Raw genomic sequence first — 22,047 nt, 5'->3', positions numbered from 1 at the left:
CTTGGGCAGAACATCTTCGCGATTTTTGCCGCACGAACTGAATCCAGCGTGGTCAGCTCATGTTTTGGCCGGTTCGATGCCTTTCCGCCAGGGCCAGAAATTTCCCATGCAGTTCGGCAACGGCGGCATCCAGAGCGGCCTCATCGCCACTGTTGTCGATCACGTCATCCGCCAGCGCCAGCCGCTCGGCCCGACTGGCCTGCTGGGCCAGCATGTTTCTGGCCAGGGTTTCATCGATGCCGTCGCGCAGCATAAGCCTGCTGAGCTGCAGCGACTCCGGCGCATCCACTAGTAAAACCTGTTGGATCCAACGGTAGTGGCTGATGTTTTCAGCGAACAGGGGAATGGCTAGTAGGCAATAAGGCCCCTCATATGAAATCGCGTGGTCGTACAGCCATGAGCGGATACGACCATGAATTACAGTTTCTAGTCGTTTGCGCGCGGACGCATCGGTAAAAACGCGTTCGCGCATGGCCCTGCGATCCAGCTCACCTCTTTGATCGAGTATTTCTGTCCCGAAAGCTTTAATTAGTTCGCTTAGTCCTTCCGTACCCGGCCTGACAACCTCGCGAGCCGCCATATCCGAATCGTACACCGTCACGCCGAATGCTTCAAAACGCCGTGTCACGCTACTCTTGCCAGCACCAATACCGCCAGTGACCGCGATGACCATGCTTTTCGGCATAAATGGCTGCATTTTTTCTTTATACCGTCAATTTAGCTTTGATGGTATGACGACCTCGCAACCCTTGCCGAATTGAGCTGTATCAAAATCGGTTTGCCACATGGCAGTTACGCGTCGCGGGCGGTAATGCCACTTTGAACTGAAAAGGCTTTTGGTTGAATCATGCCCGGGGAAATCGACGCCGGCCATATCGATCAGTGACTCGAAAGTCGATGCACTCAACGTACGACTTTTTGCATTGAGCTGAAATTGCGCAACGCGGTCGGGAAATTGACTCGCATACGCATTCGAGTACCAGAAAAGTGCGGGAATCATGTAGTCATAGCGTGTGCCAATGCCGTGGCCAGATAGTGAGCAAGTGGGAGTGGGCAACGTCTCGCCATGGTCCGATTCGAACCAGAGTGCTGAGACTGCATTACTTTCATTGAGCGTCTTGATAATTTGCGCCAGAACGTGATCGGTATATAGGATCGTGTTGTCATAGCTGTTCTGAAAGCGTAATCCCTGGGCGACGTTGGTTGTGCCGTCGGAAATCGTGGGAGTGAACTGTTTGAAAGTTGATGGATACCGTAAGTCGTAAGGCAGGTGGCTCCCCATCATATGGAGAACGATAAAAAGGTTTTTGTGCAGATCGCCTTCCGATAAGGCTTTCTTCAGGGGTTGAACCAGCACTTCATCAGGGCTGCCGGGCGAAGACCATGATGCATGATTGAGAAAAAGCCTATGCTTTGCCTCCATGGCGTAGGTGGAGATTGGCGAATCGAACCTGCCTATGGGGAGCTGGTTGGATATCCACCAGGTGTCGTAACCGGCTTCCTGCATTGCGCGAAGGATAGACGCCTCGTTCCAAGCGAAGCCAGGTTGCGTCTCCGGCTTTCGGGTCAGCACGAGCGGCACCGCCATTATCGATTCCGGCCACGATGTGATCATGTCGGGTATGGGCACCAGATCCTGTATTCCGGTCAATTCGGGGTTCGTAGAGCGAGAGTATCCAAACAACTGCCAGTGATTGCGGCGACTACTCTCTCCGAGTACCAGAACATAAATCTGACGCTTCCCAATGTTCTTGCGCTCGATTGCATGAAAGCGAAATGAGTCCATCTGGGAGGCGTCGGCAGACATGATTTTCCATTCCCCTTCAAACTCCACCCCTCTCGATATGAGGCCGAAAGGATAGCCAAGCGCTATTGGCCTAGCCATCGCGCTCATGCTCGACATACTGGCGATAAAGCGTTTTTCTAGGCTGCCGTTTTCTCTGATTGCGTTCATGGCAAACACTATCAAAGGTAGCAGAATCGCAAATGCCAATACCCATTCGCGAGTTTGACCAAGCCAGCGCAGGTGTTGAGTCCAGCTTACTCTGGCGGCGTAAAACGCGAGCAGCAATCCAGCCAGCAGGCTGAGTGCTAGCGGTGCAAGCAGCCAGCCGAAGTACCCAATGGTTTCGCTCGCGTTGGTAGCAAAAACGGTCCCGAGGACTTCGGGAGTAGTGGGGTGCCTGTATAGGGCGACGTAAAACGATTCAAGTGGGGCAAGCATCGCAAAAGGTGAGAGCAGTAGGCAGGCCAACCAGATGCGTCGACCGAATAGAGAGAATAGAGCGGCGAGTAACGTGATTGGAACGATAATCGCTGAATCGCACTGGAGGGCTCCAAGGCCGTGTATAGCCCAAATAATATTGGGTAACATCAAAAGGATGATCAGTAATGCGACCGTTATTCGAGCCAGGATAGTTTTATGGTCCATCTTTATCCGTGAGTAGAAAATAGCGTTAGATACCATTGGAGAAAGCAACTGCCTCCCACGAACCATACCCACCCGGCTGACGCGATGAAGGGGCCGAAAGGCATCGGTATCTGGCTGTCGCGCTTACGCAGGATCATCAGGCTGCCGCCGACCAGGGCGCCGATGAAAGAGGAGAGCAAAATGATTGGTAGCAGCGCCGAAGGCCCCATCCAGGCACCGAGCGCTGCGAGCAACTTGAAGTCGCCATAGCCCATGCCGTCTTTCCCGGTGAGCAGCTTGAATAGCCAGTAGACACTCCAAAGGCTCAAGTAACCGATGGCAGCGCCGAGGATCGCCGTTTGTGCCGTGATGAACATCGAGATGAGCGCTAGCAGCATGCCCAGCCAGAGCAGCGGCAATGTCAGTTGATCAGGCAGGAGCTGCGTGCGGAAATCGATACCCGACAGCGCGATCAGAAACCAAGTGAGCGTGAGCCCGGCCAGCGCCGGCCACGACGGTCCGAATTTCCACACGATCACGGCGCTGAGCACGCCTGCGAGCAATTCTACCAGTGGATATTGAATGGAAATTTTTGCGCGGCAGTAGCGGCAGCGCCCACGCAGCAACAGCCAGCCAAACAGCGGAATATTGTCCAGCGGTGAGAGCCGATGCTTGCACTGCGGGCAGTGCGATGGCTCGCGAACGATGCCGGGCGGCATTGGCGGGGCTTCGGCTTCCAGTTCCAGCACGTCGCGTGCTTCCTGCTCCCAGGCCGCGGCCATGCGCTCGGGCAGGCGCAGAATCACGACGTTGAGGAAACTGCCGACAAGTAGGCCGAGTACGCCGGCAAAAACGATCCATATCACCAGCGGCATCTCGGGCATAGCCTAGTCCTGATCGAAAAAAAAGCCGCAGAGTCGCCGGATCGCGGCAGCTCTGCGGCGTTTGGGAAGCAAATTTAGAATGTGCCGGCGAGCTTGAAGATAGGCAGATACAGTGCGATCACGATGCCGCCGACCAGTGTGCCCAGCACCACCATGATCAGCGGTTCAAGCAGCGTGGAAAGTGTATCGACAGCGTTCTCGACTTCATCCTCGTAGAACTCGGCGACCTTGAACAGCATGTTGTCCAGCGCGCCCGATTCTTCGCCGATGGCGACCATCTGAACCACCATATTGGGGAAAAGGCCGGTCTGCTTCATGGCGAGCTGCAGCTGATGGCCGACCGCAATGTCTTCACGCATTAGCCGTACCGCATCGCCGTAAACAACGCTGCCGGTGGCTCCCGCTACGGCATCTAGCGCTTCGACCAAAGGAACGCCAGCGCGAAAAGTCACGCCGAGCGTGCGCGCAAAACGCGCAATGGCCGAGTTCCGCACGATGCCTCCCATCACGGGCAGCTTCAGCGCGACGCGGTCCATGAAATGAGCGAACTTCGGCGAGCGTTTTTTGGCGATGACAAGGGCAGCGATGCTTCCGCCGATGATGCCGATGACGATCCACCAGTAGCTTTGCATGAATTTCGACGCATCAACCAATATTTGGGTCGGTGCCGGAAGCTGGGCGCCGGCATCTTCGAAGGTCTTGGCGAACACCGGCACCACGAAGAGCAGCATGATCAGGATGACGACGAAGACGACCGCCAGCACCATCATGGGGTAGAACAGCGCCTTCTTGATTTTCTTCTTCAGCGCTTCGGTGCGTTCCTTGTAGGTCGCGACCGTGTCCAGCACGGTGTCGAGTACGCCGGACGTTTCGCCGGCGTGGACGAGATTGCAGTAAAGCTCGTCAAACTGAACGGGATATTGGGCGAGGGCCTCATGTAGCGCGGCACCTCCTTCGATGTTCTGTTTCACATCGAGAAGTATGTTCTTGAAGCGGATGTTTTTCTGGCCGTCGGCAATGATGTCGAAAGACTGCACCATGGGTACGCCGGAGGCCATCATGGTGGCAATCTGGCGACTGAAGATGGCCACGTCGCCCGGCTTGACCTTCTTGCCGGTCGCGCCGAACAAGGGCTTGGAGCGTTCGCGCACGGTTTGCGGATTCATGCCCTGGCGGCGCAATTCTGCCTTCACCAGTGAGGCATTTTTGGCCGGCATGTCGCCTTTCATGCGCTTGCCGCGCTTGTCCAGCGCCACCCAGTCATAGGTGGTCTGCTTGCTGACTTCGGCGCGTTGAGCACCGAGCGCGCGTGCCTTGTTTGCTGCTGCGTTAGCCGTGGCCATGCCTGTTTTCCCCGTGGTGCAGCCCAGAGCGGCCGTCGACTGATCGCCGGCTCGTTACCCCATAATTTAACGTACTTATCGCATCCACATCGTGCTCAAGCGCGCTATCCGTCTTTCAGTAAAGACCTAGTCCTTGGTCACCCGATCAATTTCCGCCAGGCTGGTGAATCCGTTTTTTACCTTTAACATGGCCGATGCGCGCAGGTCGTTGATGCCCGCGGCCTTGGCGACTTCGGCGATCTGCAGCGCATTACCGCCCTTGAGCACGATCTTCTGAATGTCCTCGAGCATCGGCATCACCTGGTAGATGCCGACGCGTCCCTTGTAGCCTTCGTTGCAGCCGTCGCAGCCCACTGCCTCGTAGATAACCATGCCGGAGTCGATATCCGCCTGAGTAAAGCCGGCTTTGAGCAGCACTTCCGGCGGCAGGTCCTGCGGCTTCTTGCAGTCGTGCAGACGTCGCGCCAGGCGCTGAGCAATGATCAGGGTCACCGACGAGGTGATGTTGTAGGGCGCGATACCCATGTTCATCAGGCGCGCGATGGTCTGCGCGGCGTCGTTCGTATGCAGCGTAGACAACACCATGTGGCCGGTCTGCGCCGCCTTGATCGCGATTTCGGCCGTTTCCAGGTCGCGAATTTCGCCGACCATGATCACGTCCGGATCCTGTCGCAGAAACGAGCGCAAGGCGCTCGCAAAGGTCATGCCGCGTTTGACGTTCTGCTGCACCTGATTGATGCCCTCGACGCGGATTTCGACCGGGTCCTCCACCGTCGAGATATTGCGCTCGGGGGTGTTGAGCATGTTCAGGCCGGTGTACAGCGACACCGTTTTACCCGAACCGGTCGGGCCGGTAACCAGCACCATGCCGTAAGGCTTGTGGATGGCATCGATATATAGCTTCTGCTGATCCGGCTCGTAGCCCAGCTTCTCGATGCCGATCTTCGCCGAGGAACCATCGAGAATACGCAGCACGATCTTTTCGCCGAACAGCGTGGGCAACGTGCTCACGCGAAAGTCGATCGCGCGGGTCTTGGACAGGTTCAGCTTGATGCGGCCGTCTTGCGGCGTGCGCTTTTCGGCGATATCGAGCTGTGCCATCACCTTGAGGCGAGACGAAATGCGATTGGCCATCTTCATCGGCGGGCTCGCGACGGCCTTCAACATGCCGTCCATGCGCAGACGCACCCGGTACTGCGTTTCAAAAGGTTCGAAATGGATGTCCGAGGCGCCGCGACGAATCGCATCGACCAGAATTTTGTTGATGAACTTGACGACCGGGGCGTCGTCGTTGGCGTTGGCGTCGATGCCGGTTTGTTCGGCCTCGTCATCGCCGCCTTCGAGGTCCAGGCCTTCGAGATCGCCACCGCCCAGATCGGGCATGGTGTCCCGCATGTTGTTGAGCAGGCTTTCGATCACCCGGGTCAGCGAACTTCGCTCGACCAGAATCGGCTCCACCATGCAGTTGGAGTGGAACTTGATCTCGTCCAGCGCATGCGACTGCATGGGGTCGGCGATGCCCACAAACAGCCGCTTGCCGCGACGGAACAGCGGCAGCGCCTGATGCTTGCTGATCAGGGCCTCGCTGATCACGTCCAGCGGCATATTGGTGGGGTTGAGCGATGCGACATCGATCATCGGCATGCCGAACTCCGCCGATGCGATCTGCGTAAGCTGAATGCTTTCGACGAGGTTGTGATCGAGCAGCCACGAGGCGAGGGTGGACTTGTTCTGGATACTGTCCGACATTGCCTTACGCACATCGGCCTCGGGCAACACGCCCTCGGAGACCAAACGGCGCGCCATGCCGGATAGGCCTACCAGCGATGGCTGCAATTGTGACGACATGATTTCTGACCCCCGGCGCGTATGTGGTTGAATCTACCGCAGTTCGGTCGTCAGGTCATCCTTTATCCTGTCCCCATATCGCGGGGTTCGAGCCTCGGCGCCAGAGTGGGGCGAGCCACCCTGTTGCCGCTGACATCCAAGCGCGCTACTGCTCGTTTTGCCGCAGTGAAGCCTTATCCGCAGGCCGACCATTGCGGGCTACTTTAGCGGCTGAGCGCGTCCAATAGTGCGCGGTGGCCTTAAATATCGATCTGACATGTGGCCGGAGACTGTGCCGCAAGCCCTGGCGCTTCACGCTATCATCCACATAAATGTAGGGGACCCTCTTTGAACCACCTGAGCATCATTCTGCCCGCCAAGAACGAGGCACCCGCGCTGGCCGCACTCCTGCCCAAGCTGCGTTCCGCTTACCCCGATGCCGAAATCATCGTGGTGGACGATGGTTCCACCGACGACACGTCGGCGATCTGCCGCAGCAACGGCGTTGAATGCCTATCCTCACCCTATTCGATGGGCAACGGCGCAGCCATCAAACGCGGTGCCCGCGCTGCCACTGGCGAAATCCTGGTTTTCATGGATGGCGACGGCCAGCACGATCCCGCCGATATCCTCCGCCTCACGAACCAGCTAGAGCAGGGCTACGACATGGTGGTCGGCGCCCGCGACTGGAGCAGCCAGGCCGGCGTCGGCCGCGGCCTCGCCAACACGCTTTACAACTGGCTGGCCACCCGCATGACCGGTCACTCGGTGCTAGACCTCACCTCCGGGTTTCGCGCCGTCCGTGCGAACAAGTTCCGCGAATTCATCCATCTGCTGCCGAACGGCTTCAGCTATCCCACGACCAGCACCATGGCATTTTTTCGCAGCGCCTATGCGGTGGCGTATGTGCCGATCAAGGCGGCCGAGCGTATCGGCAAGAGCCATATCAAGCCGCTGCGTGACGGCGTGCGCTTTCTGCTGATCATCTTCAAGATCGCTACGCTGTATTCGCCGTTGAAGCTATTCGTACCTGCAAGCGCGTTGTTTTTTCTGCTTGGCTGCGCGAATTATGTCTGGACTTTTCTTCATCAGGGCAGACTGACTAACGGCAGCACTCTTATGTGGAGCGCTGCCGTAATTGTTTTTCTGATAGGACTGATTTCCGAGCAAATTACAGCCTTGACATACCGACGTGACACCTGAGTCGCCACCGGATAAACGCAAAACACTGCTGGTAATTTCATCAACTTACCCGCGTTGGGCCGACGATCATGAACCGGGTTTCGTGCACGAATTGGCGAAACGCCTGACTAGTCGATTCCGTGTTATTGCCTTGGTACCTAGCTCTCCAGGTGCGTCATTCCACGAAATACTTGATGGTGTCGAGGTTATTCGTTTTCGATATGCCCCGCGTCGTTTTGAAACACTGGTCAACGATGGCGGCATCATCAGCAACTTGCGGCGGCATCGCTGGAAAATGCTGCTGCTGCCGACATTTGTTTTAGGACAATCATGGCGCCTATGGCGACTTTCGCGAAGAGCCAAGGTAGATGTGTTGCATGCTCACTGGCTATTGCCACAGGGCTTAATAGCTGCGTTGCTCAACAAATTTTCTGGCAATTCACCCCGATATTTAGTGACCTCCCATGGTGCGGATCTGTTTGCACTGCGCGGTAAGCTGCTGAACGAGCTGAAACGCTTTGTCGTCAAAAAGGCCGCAGCCGTCACTGTTGTCAGCGAAGCGATGCGCACTGAGCTGGCCCATATCGGTGCTGACGTGCGAGGGATCCATGTAAGGGCGATGGGCGTCGACTTGCAAGGCCGGTTTTTACCCGATGGATCCTTGATACGTTCCCGCAATGAGATTCTATTTGTGGGGCGTTTCGTGGAGAAAAAAGGACTTCGTTATCTGATCGATGCCATGCCAGCCATTTTGCAGGTCAATCCTTCGGCGTTCCTCACCGTGGTCGGTTTTGGTCCGGAAGCGGATGAGCGTAAAGAACAAGTCCGGCGTCTGGGATTGCATGCCAAGGTGCAATTCCTAGGGGCGATGGCTCAGCAAGATTTGCCGGCGTTTTATCGGCGGGCGGCGATGTTCGTCGCGCCGTTCATTTCGACTCCATCTGGAGATCAAGAAGGTCTGGGACTGGTTGCAGTGGAGGCTGCCGGTTGCGGTTGCCCGGTCATTGCCAGTGATCTGCCAGCCGTAAGGGATGTTTTTGACGAGAGCCAAGCACTTCTTGTGGAGGCTGGCTCGGTAGCGGCGATCACCGACGCGGTTTGTGCGCTGTTTGCAAGTCCGCCGACACCACAGTCCCAGGAAGGGTTGAGATTAGCGTTGTCCAGAAAGTTCGACTGGTCGATTGTTGCCGAGAACTACTCTGAGATAATCCAAAACGTGGTGAGTCCGCGCGAGCACAAAGCCTAGGTCTGCGTCTTGCAATATGTATTTTCGGGACGGAAAAAATGAAATTTCAGGCGTTTCTGAGGTTCGAACTTGACTGACCAACCGCATCACAAAAATTGCGAAGGTGACTCGTCTTTGCGGATGCCCCATGCGGCTCTGGACATGCGCTCACGGCAGCTCAAGGGGCTGAAAATTGAACGCTTATTGGATCTGGAAAATCTTCCCAAGCCGTTGCGCGTGCTTGAGGTTGGGACGGGGTCTGGAGGCATTGCACACTACTTTGGTACTCATCCCCGCATGCGCTGTATCGTCGACGCGGTCGACGTATACGACAATCGGCTTGTGCTGGATGGCTACCACTATCAGCAGGTTATGGGCACCGTTCTGCCATTCGAAAATGATTCGTTCGATGTTGTTGTTACTAATCACGTGATCGAGCACGTTGGTGATGAGCAAGCCCAGCGCCATCATTTGTCTGAACTGCATCGGGTGCTACGAACCGGCGGTATCGGTTATATCGCAGTTCCCAATCGATGGATGCTGATAGAGCCACATTTCCGACTCGCATTTCTCAGCTGGATGCCGCGTTCATGGCGAACGCCATATCTTCATCTCATGCGAAAGGGCAAGCGATATGATTGCGAGCCTTTGCAATTGAGCCAGCTTGAGAACTTTCTAGCGCAGGCAGGTTTCGGGTACGAAAATATTTCAATCGACGCTATGCGCACTACTATAGAAATTGAGCATTCGCAAAGTTTTGTTCTAAATGTTCTGCGAAATCTTCCCGACCGAGTTTGGGTACCTCTGCTTAATGTCATGCCGACCCTGATCTATCGGTTCTGGCCACAATGATCGATCAGAGTAAACGGGACAAGTTGCGAATTTGGATCCCTGCCATTCGTGCCCAAAGTGGCGCCGATGTCTTTGTTTTGCGACTCGCCGAGGCACTTCACAGTGCGGGACATGAGGTTATCGTGCAGTGGTTCAACAAACGATATGAACTCTTGCCGGAACTCATGCGCCTCCACCAACGGCCTGACGATATCGATATCATCCACGCCAATAGCTGGAATGCGTATGTGTTTCTAGGGCTGCGGATTCCTGTGGTGACTACGGTCCTACACTTGGTCCATGACCCGGGCTATGCCCCTTACCGATCCGTCGCGCAGGCGTTGTATCACCGCTGGCACGTTCGGTGGCGAGAAGCGCTGGCGATAAAGAAAAGTGCTGCCGTAACGGCGATTTCAAGCTATGTGGGCGAAACGGTAATAGACGTTTTTGGACTAACCTCGGTTCGGATAATCAATAATTGGGTGGACACTAATTCGTACAAGCCATCCGCCACGTACAGGCCGCCTCGCGACCGAAAGTTCAGATTGCTGATGGTGGGAAACCACAGTCGCCGCAAAGGCAGTGACCTGCTGTTGGCGTTTGCCGAGAAGTTGGGGCCGGCGTTTGATTTGCGCTGCACGGGAGGGCTCCGAGGCAGCGACGATAATTCAAGGCCAGCTAACATCAGCATGTTAGGGCGCGTATCCGAGAGCACGCTGATCGAGGAATATGGTACCTGCGATGCAGTTGTTTCTTTGTCACGTTATGAAGGCTTTGGATACACTGCTTTAGAGGGCATGGCTTGCGGAAAGCCTTTCTTGGGCTTTCATACCAGCGGTCTGACTGATGTCGTAGTTGACGGAGAGACCGGTTTTCTAGTCCCCATAAACGACGTCAATGCTTTAGTGTGGCGGTGCAAAGAGCTTGCGGAAGACATGCCGATGTTGGAGCGTATGGGATGTGCTGGGAGACTGCGGGCGTTGAACGTATTTACAGAAAAGTTGGCGGTCGACGATTACGTGGCCATTTATCGCAAAGTGATCGGTTCGCCGTGATCACCGCGGATATCACGGCGATCATACCGACTTACCGCCGGCCAAAGCTTCTTCGGCGTGCGGTAACTAGTGTGCTGAATCAAGCTGCGGTCTCGCTCAGTGTTCGCGTTTTCGATAATGCCTCAGGTGATGAGACAGGCGCGGTAATGGCGGATCTAGCCAAAGGTGAGTCACGACTCAGCTATCACTGCCATCGGCAGAATATAGGGGCAGCTGCCAATTTCGAGTACGGATTACGCAGTGTTGATACACCCTTTTTTTCCATATTTTCTGATGATGATTACTTATTGCCGGGATTCTATCAGCAGGCTTTGGAAGACCTTGCCAAGCATCCCAATGCAATGTTTTGGGCAGGTATGACGCTGAATGTCGACGAACAGGGAAATATCTGGGACGCGCGTATAAATCAGTGGACAAGGGAAGGACTGTACCTTCCTGCCGACGGTATGATGGCAATGATGAATGGGCTTGCTCCTTCGTGGAACGGTATTTTATTCAGACGAGAAATTCTGGACTTTATGGGTTTTCCGGATAAGGAAGCATTAGGTCCGTCTGATCTGGACTTTGTTTTAAGGGCAGCGGCTTCCTATCCGTTCTTCCTGCGTAAGCATCCATCAGCCGTATTTACGCTTAATGCGGCATCCTTTAGCGCGACGGAGCCACTTTCCTCGTTCTGGCCAGGCTGGAAAAAAATGTTTCGTAATATTGAATGTAGTGAGAGCTTGAGCGATTTTGCAAAGCAAGCAGCTCTTGTGGCACTGCATAAGGACGCAAAAAGAATGTTGTTTAGACGAGGAGCCAATGTCTTGTCGTTCGGCCGCTACGATTTTGCGCGGGGTGCGGCTGGCGCACTCCAAATGGATTATGGGCAGCTATGGCGCCCAATGCTTCTAAGAGCTATAGCAACTGCATGCGAGCAGAATCCCTGGTTCCAGCGAATCTATACAAGGTACTACCGGATGGTCGAAAACCGATTGGTGAACGATCGGAGAGAACTCCAGAAACGTTTTGGCCATCTGGTTCGAGATGTCCGGTAAGCGCTTAATGGCGCTACCTATGTTGAGCTCCCTATTCGTACTTTCAGCTGCCGGTAGATGTGCTCACGTAGCATGGGAGCAGAAAGTGCCGAAACTGTCAGTGTGACTATACTGACGGCGCCCAAAAGCAAGGCACTCAAAATATTGCGTTGAAGCGCAGGTAAAAACCATCTGCCCAATAAGGTGATAAAGATAGCGGAGATAATGGGCGGAATGATGTCCTGAAAATACCACTTGCTCAGTTCGCCTCGCATCAGGCGACGATGCATCAACGGGACGGTGATGGCGAAAAATCCCAAATTGATGGTGAACCAAAGGTATGCTGCCCCGAGCACACCATCCTGCCTTACTGCCCATATGCAAAAAGGTAGTCCAAAAATCAGTGCGACCAAGTTGGACCCGATGGTGAGTCTCGTCCAGCCAGATGCCAGTTGCAGAGCGTAAGGCAGATTAATCAATCCGTTGAGCGCAGTTCCGGCTATAAGAACGGAAAGCGGTAACGCGAGCATTGCTGCTGCCGCGTTATCCCCCGTCCATAGAAAGATCACGTCTTTGCCAAAGACCATTAATACCGCGGCTGTGGAAGCGGCCATTACAGCGACGCATTGGTTGCTAAGATGATACAAATGATTGAGTTCCTCCACTTTTCCTAATGAAACCAGTCTTGTATAACGAGGGTAAAGAGCGTTGAACATGGGTTGGATCATCCTGCCCATCCCAGCGGCTACGCTCATTGCCAGGCTGAAATAGCCCAGTTCCACCAAGGGTCGCATGGCGGAAAGTACGATCCGGTCGAGCTGTATCAACGTCACCGATAAAGCCATGATCGCTAACAGGCCGCCCGCGAAACGACCGGTTGAATGTATCTCTTTCAAGCGAAATTTGGCTTGGGACTTATTATCGGCAGGCAGCAGGCGCCACAACACCGAAGCTGCGGTCAGCGATTGGGCTGCACCTACCGCCGCGTACCACCACATAAACGCAATGATGGTTGGCGATACCCAGAAGAGCACCGCCAAGACGCCAGCTCCGCGAAGCGTGGCGAAGCCGGCATTGATCAGATTCAATGCTGGCTGTCTTTCCAATCCAGACAACCCATTTGTGTAGAAGCTGCTCGGCCATTGCAACGCTACGGCAAGTCCCATGATAGCGATAGCACGGGCGGTGTCGTGACGGGTAAGGTGATCTGGGTGGAGCCAGTGATTTGCCAGTGGCTCGCTGCCAAGCCATATGATGATGGCCAACAGTCCGGCAATTGGCCAAACCAGCCATTCGAAAGTGCGAATCAAATCAGCTGAAGTTTGATCTAATCTGGTGCCGTGGAAGCGGCGCGCAAGCTCTCGGTTGAGTACGCCACCCATGCCAAGGTCGAAAAGCGTGGAAAGTGCCTGAATGCTCAGCATCAGACCTACCAGTCCGAATGACTCCATGCCAAGAGCACGAATATAAAGTGGTACAAATGCCACCCCCATCAGCGCCATCCAGATCTGCCCGGCATAATTGGCTAGGATATTGGTACGCAGAGCTGTCATAGAAAAAATGAATTACATCCGTCTCAGATAGCCCGTAGGGGTGCCGTAGTGAGCAGCTTTTTTACCATTGCTACGTCAATTTTGAATGGCAACGGCGTCCGTCTTTGTCTGGTCACTTTTCAATCTGCAGGTGCCGTAGACATTCCGGCGCTGCCATCTTTTGATCCTTACCCTTTTTCGAGGAGTGATCCGGAAAAATAGAGTTCTGTAGATTGCCGGTTACATGGTCAAATAAGTTGCAATAACCACCCGGAAATGCTGAGGGGATATACCCTTCTAATATCCGCCGATATGTGGCCATGTGTGATTGAAGTCGAGAATCACCAGTACTCGATCGTCGCTTACAGCGAGCTGATGCACGTAATAAACGATGAGGCCCGATTTATCACTCCAGAATTATATCGATTCTATGTGACACAGGGTGCTCTTGGTTCATCGATTTGGACTGCTCAGGGAATGAAGACACTTCGCAGCCTCACAGTGAGGCCTGTTCGAAGGCCTCGGGGCTGACGCCACCCAGACGGCTGTGACGACGAGTTCGATTGTAGAAGACCTCGATGTAATCGAAGACATCGGCACGCGCCAGATCGCGGGTTTGTAGACGCGCTTGCAGATACGCTCCTTCCTCAAACTGCTAAAGAACGATTCGGCCACGGCATTATCCCAACAGTTGCCACGGCGACTCATGCTCGGCTGCAATCCGTGCGAACGACAGAACCGCTGCCAATCATCGTTGCCGTACTGTGAGCCTTGATCGCAGTGCACGATTACAGGCTGCGAGGGTTGACGACGACTCAATGCCATCAGCAAGGCATCCAGAGCCAGTTCGCGTGCCAATGTCGGCTTCATCGACCAACCGATCACTTTGCGCGAATGCAGATCGATCACCACGGCCAGATAGAGCCAACCCTGCCAGGTTCGAAGGTAGGTAATGTCCGTGACCCATGCATGATCGGGCGCGTCGACGGTGAATGGTCGCTGCAAGCGATTGGGCGCAATGATCGATGGGCGTCCAACGATACGGCGAGGTGCCTTATAGCCGCGAATCGCCTTGATTTTGTGGCTACGCATGATCTTGGCGACCCGATGTTTGCTGCACGATTCGCCCGCTTTGCGCAGGTCGCCCAAGACACGACGTTCCCCGTAGACGCCGCCGCTAGCGACATAGGACTCACGAATGACGCCTAACAAACGCTGGTCTTCGATGTCCCGGTCGGACATCAGCTTATGCACCCATTGATAGAAGCCACTGCGCGTCACATGCAGCACGCGGCACATCGTGGCCATCCGGAATTCATGCCGGTGATCGTTGATAAAACGGTACTTCACTCAGGTTCCTTGGCAAAGGACCGTGCGGCACGTTCAACCGGTCGATGCAACGGCATTGCCGAACCACGTTACCGGAGTTTGATATCCAAGATTTTTTCGTGGTCTCCGGTTCAGACGAAGAGCAACCCGATTCAGGTCATCTTGGCTGAAGACTGATAGGTTCGTGCTGTCAGGAAAATACTGCCGGAGGAGCCGATTTGTGTTTTCGTTGGTTCCGCGCTGCCAAGGACTCTGCGGGTCGCAAAAATACACTTGAACGCCGGTAGCAGCAGTAAGTGCTTTGTGACTTGCCAGCTCCCATCGCGGTCCCAGGTCAGCGACTTTCGTAGCTCTGCAGGCAATTACGGATTTGCTGGATCAATGCCTTTACCACGCTTCCGGTGTCTTTTCCGGTGACTTTCACAAGCATGGTGAATCGTGTTCTTCGCTCGACCAGCGTAACGATGTGACTGTTCTTGGCGCCTGATAGTAGATCTCCCTCCCAGTGACCAGGAATGGCACTGCCTTCGACCTCATGTGGGCGATCGCGAATCGAGATCGCATCAATGATGCGGCCACGTGGCTGACCTTTTGTGGTTGAGGTTTTCGAACGCCGCATCATTCGTCGCGATCGCAGATGGCCGATGAGTGAATCGCCAAGAGTTTCCTAGACATCTCAGGGCCATGGAAAATGGTCTGATCGGAGGTGTCTCTGAGCAGCAAGCGATATACGGATGAGTTCAAGGTGGAGGCGGTGCGTCAAGTGACGGATCGGGGCTTCAAAGTGGCGGACGTCGCCGAGCGACTCGGGGTCACCACACACAGCCTGTACGAGTGGCGTCGCAAGTTCGGCAAACCGGGCATCGTGCAGCAAGCGCAAATCGACCAGAGCGCCGAAGTTCGGCGTCTAAGAGCGGAGCTTCGGCGGGTGACCGAGGAGCGTGACATCCTAAAAAAGGCTGCGGCGTACTTTGCCAAGGGGTAAAGGCAAAGTACGCGTTCATGCAGGCGCACGGCCGGGAGTTCCGGCTGTGCGCGATGTGTCGAGTGCTGAAGGTGAATCGCGCAGGCGACTACGCATGGCTGCAGTCGCCGATGAGTGACCGGGCGACGGAGGACGAGCGCCGGCTCGGGCTGATCAAGCATCAATGGCTGGCCAGCGGCAGCGTCTACGGGCATCGCAAGGTGACCAAGGATCTGCGGGATCTGGGCGAGCGCTGTAGTCGGCATCGCGTGCATCGCCTGATGCGTGCCGAAGGCTTGCGAGCGCAGGTGGGTTATGGACGCAAGCCGCGTTTCCATGGCGGGCCAGAGTGCACAGCGGCCACCAACGTGCTGGATCGGCAGTTCGATGTCGCTGTACCGAATACTGTCTGGGCCAGTGACTTCACGTTCATCCGGACCCATGAGGGCTGGATGTATCTGGCGGTCGTGCTCGACCTGTTTCGCGGCAAGTCATCGGCTGGGCAATGCGTGATAGGGCGGACGCCGACCTGGTCGTGCAGGCGCTGCTTTCTGCGGTCTGGCGGCGCAAGCCTAAACTCGGTGCCCTGATTCACTCGGACCAAGGGTCGGTCTACACCAGCGATGACTGGCAGAGCTTCCTGACGGCGCATGCTCTTGTGTGCAGCATGAGCCGTCGCGGCAACTGCCACGACAACGCGCCCGTGGAAAGCTTCTTCGGCCTGCTCAAGCGCGAGCGGATCAGACGGCGGATCTACTTGACCAAAGATGCTGCGCGGGCCGATGTGTTTGACTACATCGAAATGTTCTACAACCCGAAACGCCGCCACGGTTCCTGTGGTGATTTGTCCCCTGTAGAGTTCGAGAGGCGCTACGCGCAACGAGGGTCCTAAGTGTCTATGGAACTCTGGGCGATTCAATGGTCGGGCGACCATTGCTCAGCTAGCCTAGTGGCAACTACTTGCCGCAATCGAGGCAGCAAAGCCAGTCGACACATTTTCGGCCGCAGAGCGCGCTTCCACGCTGCCTCTTCTGCTTCTGAGGCACGGTAAATCTTGGCGCCCCCATTTCCAGCAATCTCTCGACTCACGGTGGACGCCGATCGCCCCAGAGAAGCAGCGAGGCTTCGGATCGATTGGCCCGCGACCAAGCCCCGAGAAATTTCCTCTCGTTCCGCGAGCGTGAGAGCAAACGCACTGCGCCGCCGGGCCGACGGTGCGATGCCGCCTCGCGCTGATAGGACGCCGTGAATCGAGCCGGCGTGACGACACAACGCCAAGCCGATCTCACTTAGATTCTGACCATCCTTCCATCGCCGCCAAAGTTCTATCTTCTGGTCATCCGAGAGCCCTGGCCTTCCCATACGTGCCATAGATGCTGCATCTCCAAGTTCCAATTACATGGATGATATTGCATCGACCGGTTGAACGTGCCACGGCCTTTTTTAGGATGTCGTGTTCCTCCTCGAAGCGGCGCAACTGGGCACGCAATCGTAACAGCTCGCTCTTGGTCTCAAGTCATTCACTGGCTTGCTTCTCGCTCTTGTCGGGAGCGACGGCCTTGACCCACGTGTAAAGGCTATGGCGCCGATACGCCCCATCGTGCGGACACTTCGGCGACGGAATACTTGCGATCGATGATTTGCCGAACGGCTTCTTCTTTAAATTCCGGGGTAAATCGCGGTTTGCTCAGGGGACTTCCCCCTATGCTCAAATCATAGGCTAGAAGTGCTTACGATTCCCTGGGCAGTCCAATTATGGCGTCCGGATGTCTACGAAAGGCTGGTCGATCCAATTGTAAGAAAAGACAGCAGATACAATCTCTGAAAATATTTTTGGTCAGCGCCTCAAATTCTGGGAACTATTTTTCAGGATACGATTAAGCTTCGAGCAATTTCCCCAAAAGTGCATCGGCTCAATATCAGAGTAAGGAATACAACCCAGTTTCATGTTGATATGTGACTTGCTTGCTCGAATCCATTCCTCGACGAGTTTGCGAACGCTGGTGGGTTTTCCACTGCACACATTAACGGTTCCCACTTCTGATGGGTACATGGCCAAATCCACGATCGCCCGCGCCGCTTCTTCGATGGGTAGAAAGTCTCTTATTTGTTCTCCGCCGGACATGTCGAAATCCGTATCGCCTCGATGTATGGCGTTCATCAAAAGGGAGTACAGAGAGGCTTTAGACTGACCTGGTCCAAACAAGTAGAAAAGTCGCAACCAGGATAGCTGGTAAGCGTGGTTGGTTTTACAAGCTTTCAGGTGATTATGGAGGGCATCTTTGGCTGCACCGTACTGAGTACATGGATTTGCAGGCATATACTCGAAAATTTCTCCCGAGAGTCTTCCGTATTCGAAGCAGGTGCCAGTCACGACCAGCCTCTCCAGTCCAGAGTCCAGACAAGACGTAAGAAAGCGACGTTGCCTTGGAAGCTCGATTTCCATATGTGCAGGGGACTGGTAGTTGGGCAAGCCATCCCATGCGAGATGAATGAGCACATCAGGTGAGCCCATTTTTTCGATTGGATTGGCATGTGCTTCGGCGATATCCATTTGCACGAATTCAATGCGACCGTTGTCGAAGGCCGGGCCTGCCGTTGTTCGGCTGATGGCTACGATTTCAAGGTCGCGCGACTGCAATTCATGCAGCACGTGCTGCCCGACGAATCCGCTGGCGCCGGTGACGGCAACTCGCATTATGTCAGTCCGTGATAAGGTCTGGAACGCAGGTGACGAAGCGGCCACCCCATGTTCTGACATAACCGAGTTGGTCAATGATTTCTTCGCGCAGATTCCAAGGCAGTATAAGCACGAAATCCGGCCGGTCCTGGCGTAGTCGGGACTCGTCTAGGACAGGGATTCTTGATCCTGGAAGCCAATGGCCTTGCTTATGAGGCGATGCATCGACCACGTACGGCAACAGATCGGCCTTCACTCCGGCGTAGTTCAATAGAGTATTTCCCTTGGCCGCCGCACCATAACCGACTACTTTGCGGTCGGTGCGGTGCTGTTGCAGTAGGAACGCCAGACAGTCGTTCTTGACCTTGTCGGCCTGCGACTGAAATCCGCGGTAAAAGGTCAGGTCGTTCATGCCGGCAAGAGCTTCTTTTTCCAGCAAAGCATCGACTGCCGGCTTTTGCAGGTGGTGACTGTGCTCGTGTGCGGCCCAGATACGCAGCGATCCCCCATGCGTGGAAAGCTGTTCGACATTCCAAAGGCGCAGCCCGTGCGTGGCAAAAATGGCTTTTACGGTGTGCAACGAAAAATACGAGAAGTGCTCGTGATAAACCGTATCGAATTGACGATGTTTGACCAGCTCCATCAGGTGCGGAAACTCGATCGTGATAGCGCCCTGTTCTGCAAGCACAAGAGCCAATCCAGCGACAAAGTCGTTGATATCCGGAACGTGCGCCAAGACATTGTTCGCGACGATCAGGTCGGCGTTACCCCGTTGGTGTACGAATTCTTCAGCGAATTCATTGCCAAAGAAACGTTCAATCGTTTCGATCCCTTTCTGTCGTGCAGCTAGAGCAGTGCCGCCCGTGGGCTCTATGCCGATGCAGGGAATACCTCTCGCGGCGACGTATTGAAGCAAATACCCATCGTTAGACGCTATCTCCATGACCAGGCTTTTCTGGTTCAATCCCAGCCTGGTCACGGCGCTATCAACATAACGTTCCGCGTGCGCAAGCCAAGAACGGGAGAAAGAAGAATAGTAAACGTAATCGGAGGCAAACAGAGCGGAGTGCGACTGCACCTCATCCACCTGTACCAGATGACATTTTTCACAGGTGAAAAGCTTCAGCGGAAACCAGGTTTCCGGAGCATTCAATGCATCGGCAGTCAGAAACGCATTTGAAGGTGGCGCACTGCCGAGATCAAGAAATACATCGTGCAAAGGCGTACTGCAGAACCGGCACTTCATTATGGCTCCTCGTTCAATTGGAGGCCTTTGAATGCTCCGTCGATCAAAGGCGTAGTGCGATCTTTGTTAGACAGTTTTGTCACCGGCAAGGGCCATGCAATAGACAACGCTGGATCGTCATGGCGAAGTGCACCTTCGCGCTGGCGATCCCATCCACAAGTATGCAGGTACAGCAGTTGCGCGTTGTCCGTCAGCGCTTGAAAGCCATGAGCAAAGCCTTCCGGGATGAGAAACTGAATTGGTTCATCCTGACTCAGTTCGATGCCGTGCCAGTGCAGGAAGGTCGGAGAACCAGTGCGCAGATCGACAGCAACGTCGAAGACCCTTCCACGAAGACAGCGAATAAGCTTAGCTTCGGCAGATGGCGGGTGTTGGAAGTGCATGCCGCGGACCGTGCCTTTATGTGTCGTGTCGGAAACATTGATCTGCTCCCAATGCAGTTGAGGCCGCACCACAGCGTACTCGTTTTGACAAAACACCCGAATGAACTGTCCACGTTCGTCACGAACGGGTGTGGTTTCCATAACCATCAAGCCAGCAAGTGGCGTGGTATGAATCTTCATGTCGCCCATCCCATGCTCTCAGTTCTGGCAGCGGCGATATAGTCATGCAGATCATCGCTGCTATTTAAACAGCCATCTTCGTAAAAGGCGCGATACCATGAAGCTGTACGATGAAGTGTCTCCTCGGCATTCCATACGCCACGCCAGTCGAGTAGTCGGGCCGCTTTGGAGCAGTCGAGCCGCAGCGCTTTCGCTTCATGAGGATGTGGCCCCGGCTGATATTCGGTGTGCAATCCGGGCCAGTGTTTCTGCCATTCGGATACCAGCATATGCACCGGTAGCGTTGCGTCGGTTCCGGGGCCAAAATTCCATGGTCCCTCCGCAATCTTGCTGGATAGCAGGCTTTGACCCAGCTGCAGATAACCCGATAAAGGTTCCAGCACGTGTTGCCACGGCCGCACGGCGTCTGGGTTACGAATTTTTAGGGCATTTCCCGCGCAAGCGGCACGCACCAGGTCGGGAACAATCCTATCTTCTGACCAGTCACCTCCGCCGATGACATTGCCCGCTCGAGCCGTAGCCACCCGTGGACCGGATTCACCAAAAAAGCTCTTGCGATAGCATTCAGTAACGAGTTCTGCACAGGCCTTGGACGTGCTGTAGGGGTCATGTCCGCCGAGCGGATGTTCTTCACGATAAGCGCTGTCGCCACCCTGATCCAGATAGACCTTATCTGTGGTCGCGTTGATCAATACCCGCACTGACGGTGTGGCGCGGACTGCCTCCAGCAGATTGACCAGACCGATCACATTGATGTCAAAGGTGGTTATCGATTCGAGGTAGCTGCGCCTGACCAACGGCTGGGCTGCGAGATGAAAGATTATTTCCGGCTTTACATCCCTCAGCGTCTGCCGCACGCTGTCGCGATTGCGTAAATCAATACGCAAGTCTGTGACGTTATCGAGTTTGAGTAGTGACCAATGTGAAGGGCTGGCCTCCGGGTCAAGCGCCAAGCCCGTAACGTGGGCACCGATGCTCACGAGCCAAAGGCACAGCCACGAGCCCTTGAAACCAGTGTGGCCCGTAACAAGCACATTTCGATCTACGTATGCTCCCCCGAATAACTCGTTCAAGGCCAGACTTTCCATGGCGCTTGGCCACTTTGCCATAGCTCTTCCAGTTTGATCTTGTCGCGGAGCGTGTCCATGGGCTGCCAGAATCCATCGTGGGTATACGCCGAGATTTTACCGTCGAGGGCTAAGGCTTCCAGTGGTTCGCGCTCCCATATGGTGCTGTCGTCCCGTATGTAGCGCATAACTTCCGGCTCTAGTATAAAAAAGCCGCCGTTTATCCACGAGCCATCGCCCTGTGGTTTCTCTTGGAAGCGCGTGATGCGGTTGTCCCTGATATCGATCGCACCGAATCTTCCCGGTGGTTGCACGGCGCACATGGTCGCCAGGCTTGCATGTTTTGCGTGAAACGCCAGTTGCTTGCGTATGTCTATATTGGCCAGTCCATCACCATAGGTAAAACAGAACGTCTGGTCGTCGAGATAATTTTGCACGCGCTTGAGGCGCCCGCCTGTCTGCGTCTGGTCACCGGTGTCCACTAGCGTGACCCGCCATGGCTCAGCGTGCTGGTGATGGACGTCCATACGGTTCTTTACCAAGTCAAAAGTGACGTCGGAGGTATGTAAGAAATAGTTGGCAAAATACTCTTTGACCATATACCCCTTATAACCGAGGCAGATAATGAAATCGTTGATGCCAAAGTGCGAATAGGTCTTCAGGATATGCCATAGGACCGGTTTGCTGCCGATCTCGATCATCGGCTTCGGGCGTACGATGGTCTCTTCGCTGATTCTTGTACCAAGACCGCCCGCAAGGATGACTGCTTTCATGACGGTGCTTTTCACAGTTAGGTTGGTGGTGAAGGAGGACGAAGCGTGGGAGGGGCAGATAATAGAGTAAGACTGCCTTCAACATGATTGGCTGCGAGCTCTATCGTGTTTCACTTCTAT

At 54.9% G+C, this 22,047-nt stretch carries 17 protein-coding genes and 4 pseudogenes; 6 read left to right on the top strand and 15 right to left on the bottom strand.

All coding sequences use genetic code 11. The features are described from left to right. Nucleotides 1-52: 52 nt before the first annotated feature. The 5 genes from coaE to pilB all read right to left on the bottom strand — a co-directional run bounded on the left by coaE (nucleotide 53) and on the right by pilB (nucleotide 6,485). Nucleotides 53-697, bottom strand: a complete 645-nt coding sequence (gene coaE / locus HDE78_RS05090; RefSeq protein ID WP_255457635.1) for a dephospho-CoA kinase — start codon at nucleotides 695-697, stop codon at nucleotides 53-55. 15 nt (nucleotides 698-712) lie between these two features. After that, nucleotides 713-2,431: a phosphoethanolamine transferase gene (locus tag HDE78_RS05085; protein ID WP_179477426.1), complete on the bottom strand. Its 1,719-nt coding sequence runs from the start codon at nucleotides 2,429-2,431 to the stop codon at nucleotides 713-715. A 2-nt stretch (nucleotides 2,432-2,433) separates the two neighbouring features. Then, the gene (locus tag HDE78_RS05080) at nucleotides 2,434-3,294 is read right to left on the bottom strand and encodes an A24 family peptidase (protein ID WP_179477425.1); all 861 of its coding nucleotides are present in this window, start codon (nucleotides 3,292-3,294) and stop codon (nucleotides 2,434-2,436) included. 74 nt (nucleotides 3,295-3,368) lie between these two features. Beyond that, nucleotides 3,369-4,637, bottom strand: a complete 1,269-nt coding sequence (locus tag HDE78_RS05075; protein WP_179477424.1) for a type II secretion system F family protein — start codon at nucleotides 4,635-4,637, stop codon at nucleotides 3,369-3,371. A gap of 126 nt (nucleotides 4,638-4,763) precedes the next feature. After that, complete coding sequence (gene pilB, locus HDE78_RS05070) at nucleotides 4,764-6,485, bottom strand: type IV-A pilus assembly ATPase PilB (RefSeq protein ID WP_179477423.1); 1,722 nt, start codon at nucleotides 6,483-6,485, stop codon at nucleotides 4,764-4,766. A 327-nt stretch (nucleotides 6,486-6,812) separates the two neighbouring features. On the opposite strand from pilB, the gene HDE78_RS05065 reads away from it, so the two are divergent. From HDE78_RS05065 to HDE78_RS05045, 5 genes are all read left to right on the top strand, one after another. After that, nucleotides 6,813-7,667 carry a glycosyltransferase family 2 protein gene (locus HDE78_RS05065; RefSeq protein WP_179477422.1) on the top strand — a complete coding sequence of 285 codons (855 nt, stop codon included), beginning with the start codon at nucleotides 6,813-6,815 and terminating at the stop codon, nucleotides 7,665-7,667. Further along, nucleotides 7,657-8,892: a glycosyltransferase gene (locus HDE78_RS05060; protein ID WP_345776029.1), complete on the top strand. Its 1,236-nt coding sequence runs from the start codon at nucleotides 7,657-7,659 to the stop codon at nucleotides 8,890-8,892. Before HDE78_RS05065 ends, HDE78_RS05060 begins: the two co-directional genes overlap by 11 nt. 69 nt (nucleotides 8,893-8,961) lie before the next feature. Then, nucleotides 8,962-9,723: a class I SAM-dependent methyltransferase gene (locus HDE78_RS05055; protein WP_255457633.1), complete on the top strand. Its 762-nt coding sequence runs from the start codon at nucleotides 8,962-8,964 to the stop codon at nucleotides 9,721-9,723. Beyond that, nucleotides 9,720-10,757, top strand: coding sequence for a glycosyltransferase family 4 protein (locus HDE78_RS05050; protein WP_179477421.1), 1,038 nt, complete (start codon nucleotides 9,720-9,722; stop codon nucleotides 10,755-10,757). The genes HDE78_RS05055 and HDE78_RS05050 overlap by 4 nt, the downstream gene beginning before the upstream one ends. Beyond that, nucleotides 10,754-11,794, top strand: coding sequence for a glycosyltransferase family 2 protein (locus HDE78_RS05045; RefSeq protein ID WP_179477420.1), 1,041 nt, complete (start codon nucleotides 10,754-10,756; stop codon nucleotides 11,792-11,794). The genes HDE78_RS05050 and HDE78_RS05045 overlap by 4 nt, the downstream gene beginning before the upstream one ends. A 17-nt stretch (nucleotides 11,795-11,811) precedes the next feature. Here HDE78_RS05045 and HDE78_RS05040 read toward each other — a convergent pair whose 3' ends face one another. From HDE78_RS05040 to HDE78_RS20995, 3 genes and pseudogenes are all read right to left on the bottom strand, one after another. Continuing rightward, nucleotides 11,812-13,326 (bottom strand): oligosaccharide flippase family protein, encoded by a 1,515-nt coding sequence (locus HDE78_RS05040; protein WP_179477419.1) that lies wholly within the window; start codon nucleotides 13,324-13,326, stop codon nucleotides 11,812-11,814. A 475-nt stretch (nucleotides 13,327-13,801) separates the two neighbouring features. After that, a pseudogene (locus HDE78_RS05035) lies at nucleotides 13,802-14,682 on the bottom strand (IS3 family transposase); the annotation flags it as partial. 6 nt (nucleotides 14,683-14,688) lie between these two features. Then, a pseudogene (locus tag HDE78_RS20995) lies at nucleotides 14,689-15,271 on the bottom strand (IS30 family transposase); the annotation flags it as partial. A gap of 75 nt (nucleotides 15,272-15,346) precedes the next feature. Between HDE78_RS20995 and HDE78_RS05020 the strand changes: the two are divergent. Then, nucleotides 15,347-16,490 (top strand): annotated as a pseudogene (locus HDE78_RS05020) (IS3 family transposase). Nucleotides 16,491-16,513: 23 nt separating this feature from the next. Here the strand turns inward: HDE78_RS05020 and HDE78_RS21220 are convergent. From HDE78_RS21220 to rfbF, 7 genes and pseudogenes are all read right to left on the bottom strand, one after another. Further along, nucleotides 16,514-16,960, bottom strand: a complete 447-nt coding sequence (locus HDE78_RS21220; RefSeq protein WP_345776034.1) for a helix-turn-helix domain-containing protein — start codon at nucleotides 16,958-16,960, stop codon at nucleotides 16,514-16,516. A gap of 76 nt (nucleotides 16,961-17,036) precedes the next feature. Next, nucleotides 17,037-17,289, bottom strand: a pseudogene (locus HDE78_RS05010) (transposase); the annotation flags it as partial. 146 nt (nucleotides 17,290-17,435) lie between these two features. Further along, entirely contained in the window at nucleotides 17,436-18,296 is an 861-nt protein-coding gene (locus HDE78_RS05005; protein ID WP_179477416.1) for an NAD-dependent epimerase/dehydratase family protein, read from the bottom strand. A 4-nt stretch (nucleotides 18,297-18,300) separates the two neighbouring features. Further along, nucleotides 18,301-19,524 (bottom strand): class I SAM-dependent methyltransferase, encoded by a 1,224-nt coding sequence (locus tag HDE78_RS05000; protein ID WP_179477415.1) that lies wholly within the window; start codon nucleotides 19,522-19,524, stop codon nucleotides 18,301-18,303. Continuing rightward, entirely contained in the window at nucleotides 19,524-20,087 is a 564-nt protein-coding gene (locus tag HDE78_RS04995) for a dTDP-4-dehydrorhamnose 3,5-epimerase family protein (RefSeq protein ID WP_179477414.1), read from the bottom strand. The genes HDE78_RS05000 and HDE78_RS04995 overlap by 1 nt, the downstream gene beginning before the upstream one ends. Continuing rightward, nucleotides 20,084-21,175 carry a CDP-glucose 4,6-dehydratase gene (gene rfbG / locus HDE78_RS04990; RefSeq protein WP_179477413.1) on the bottom strand — a complete coding sequence of 364 codons (1,092 nt, stop codon included), beginning with the start codon at nucleotides 21,173-21,175 and terminating at the stop codon, nucleotides 20,084-20,086. The genes HDE78_RS04995 and rfbG overlap by 4 nt, the downstream gene beginning before the upstream one ends. Next, nucleotides 21,157-21,927 (bottom strand): glucose-1-phosphate cytidylyltransferase, encoded by a 771-nt coding sequence (rfbF, locus tag HDE78_RS04985; RefSeq protein WP_179477412.1) that lies wholly within the window; start codon nucleotides 21,925-21,927, stop codon nucleotides 21,157-21,159. Before rfbF ends, rfbG begins: the two co-directional genes overlap by 19 nt. Between the last annotated feature and the right edge of the window lie 120 nt (nucleotides 21,928-22,047).

The sequence above is a fragment of the Rhodanobacter sp. K2T2 genome, from assembly GCF_013408815.1.
In the GTDB taxonomy this organism is placed as follows: domain Bacteria; phylum Pseudomonadota; class Gammaproteobacteria; order Xanthomonadales; family Rhodanobacteraceae; genus Rhodanobacter.
The sequence above is the reverse complement of the archived record's forward strand: the minus strand, read 5'-3'. Positions and strand labels throughout refer to the sequence as shown.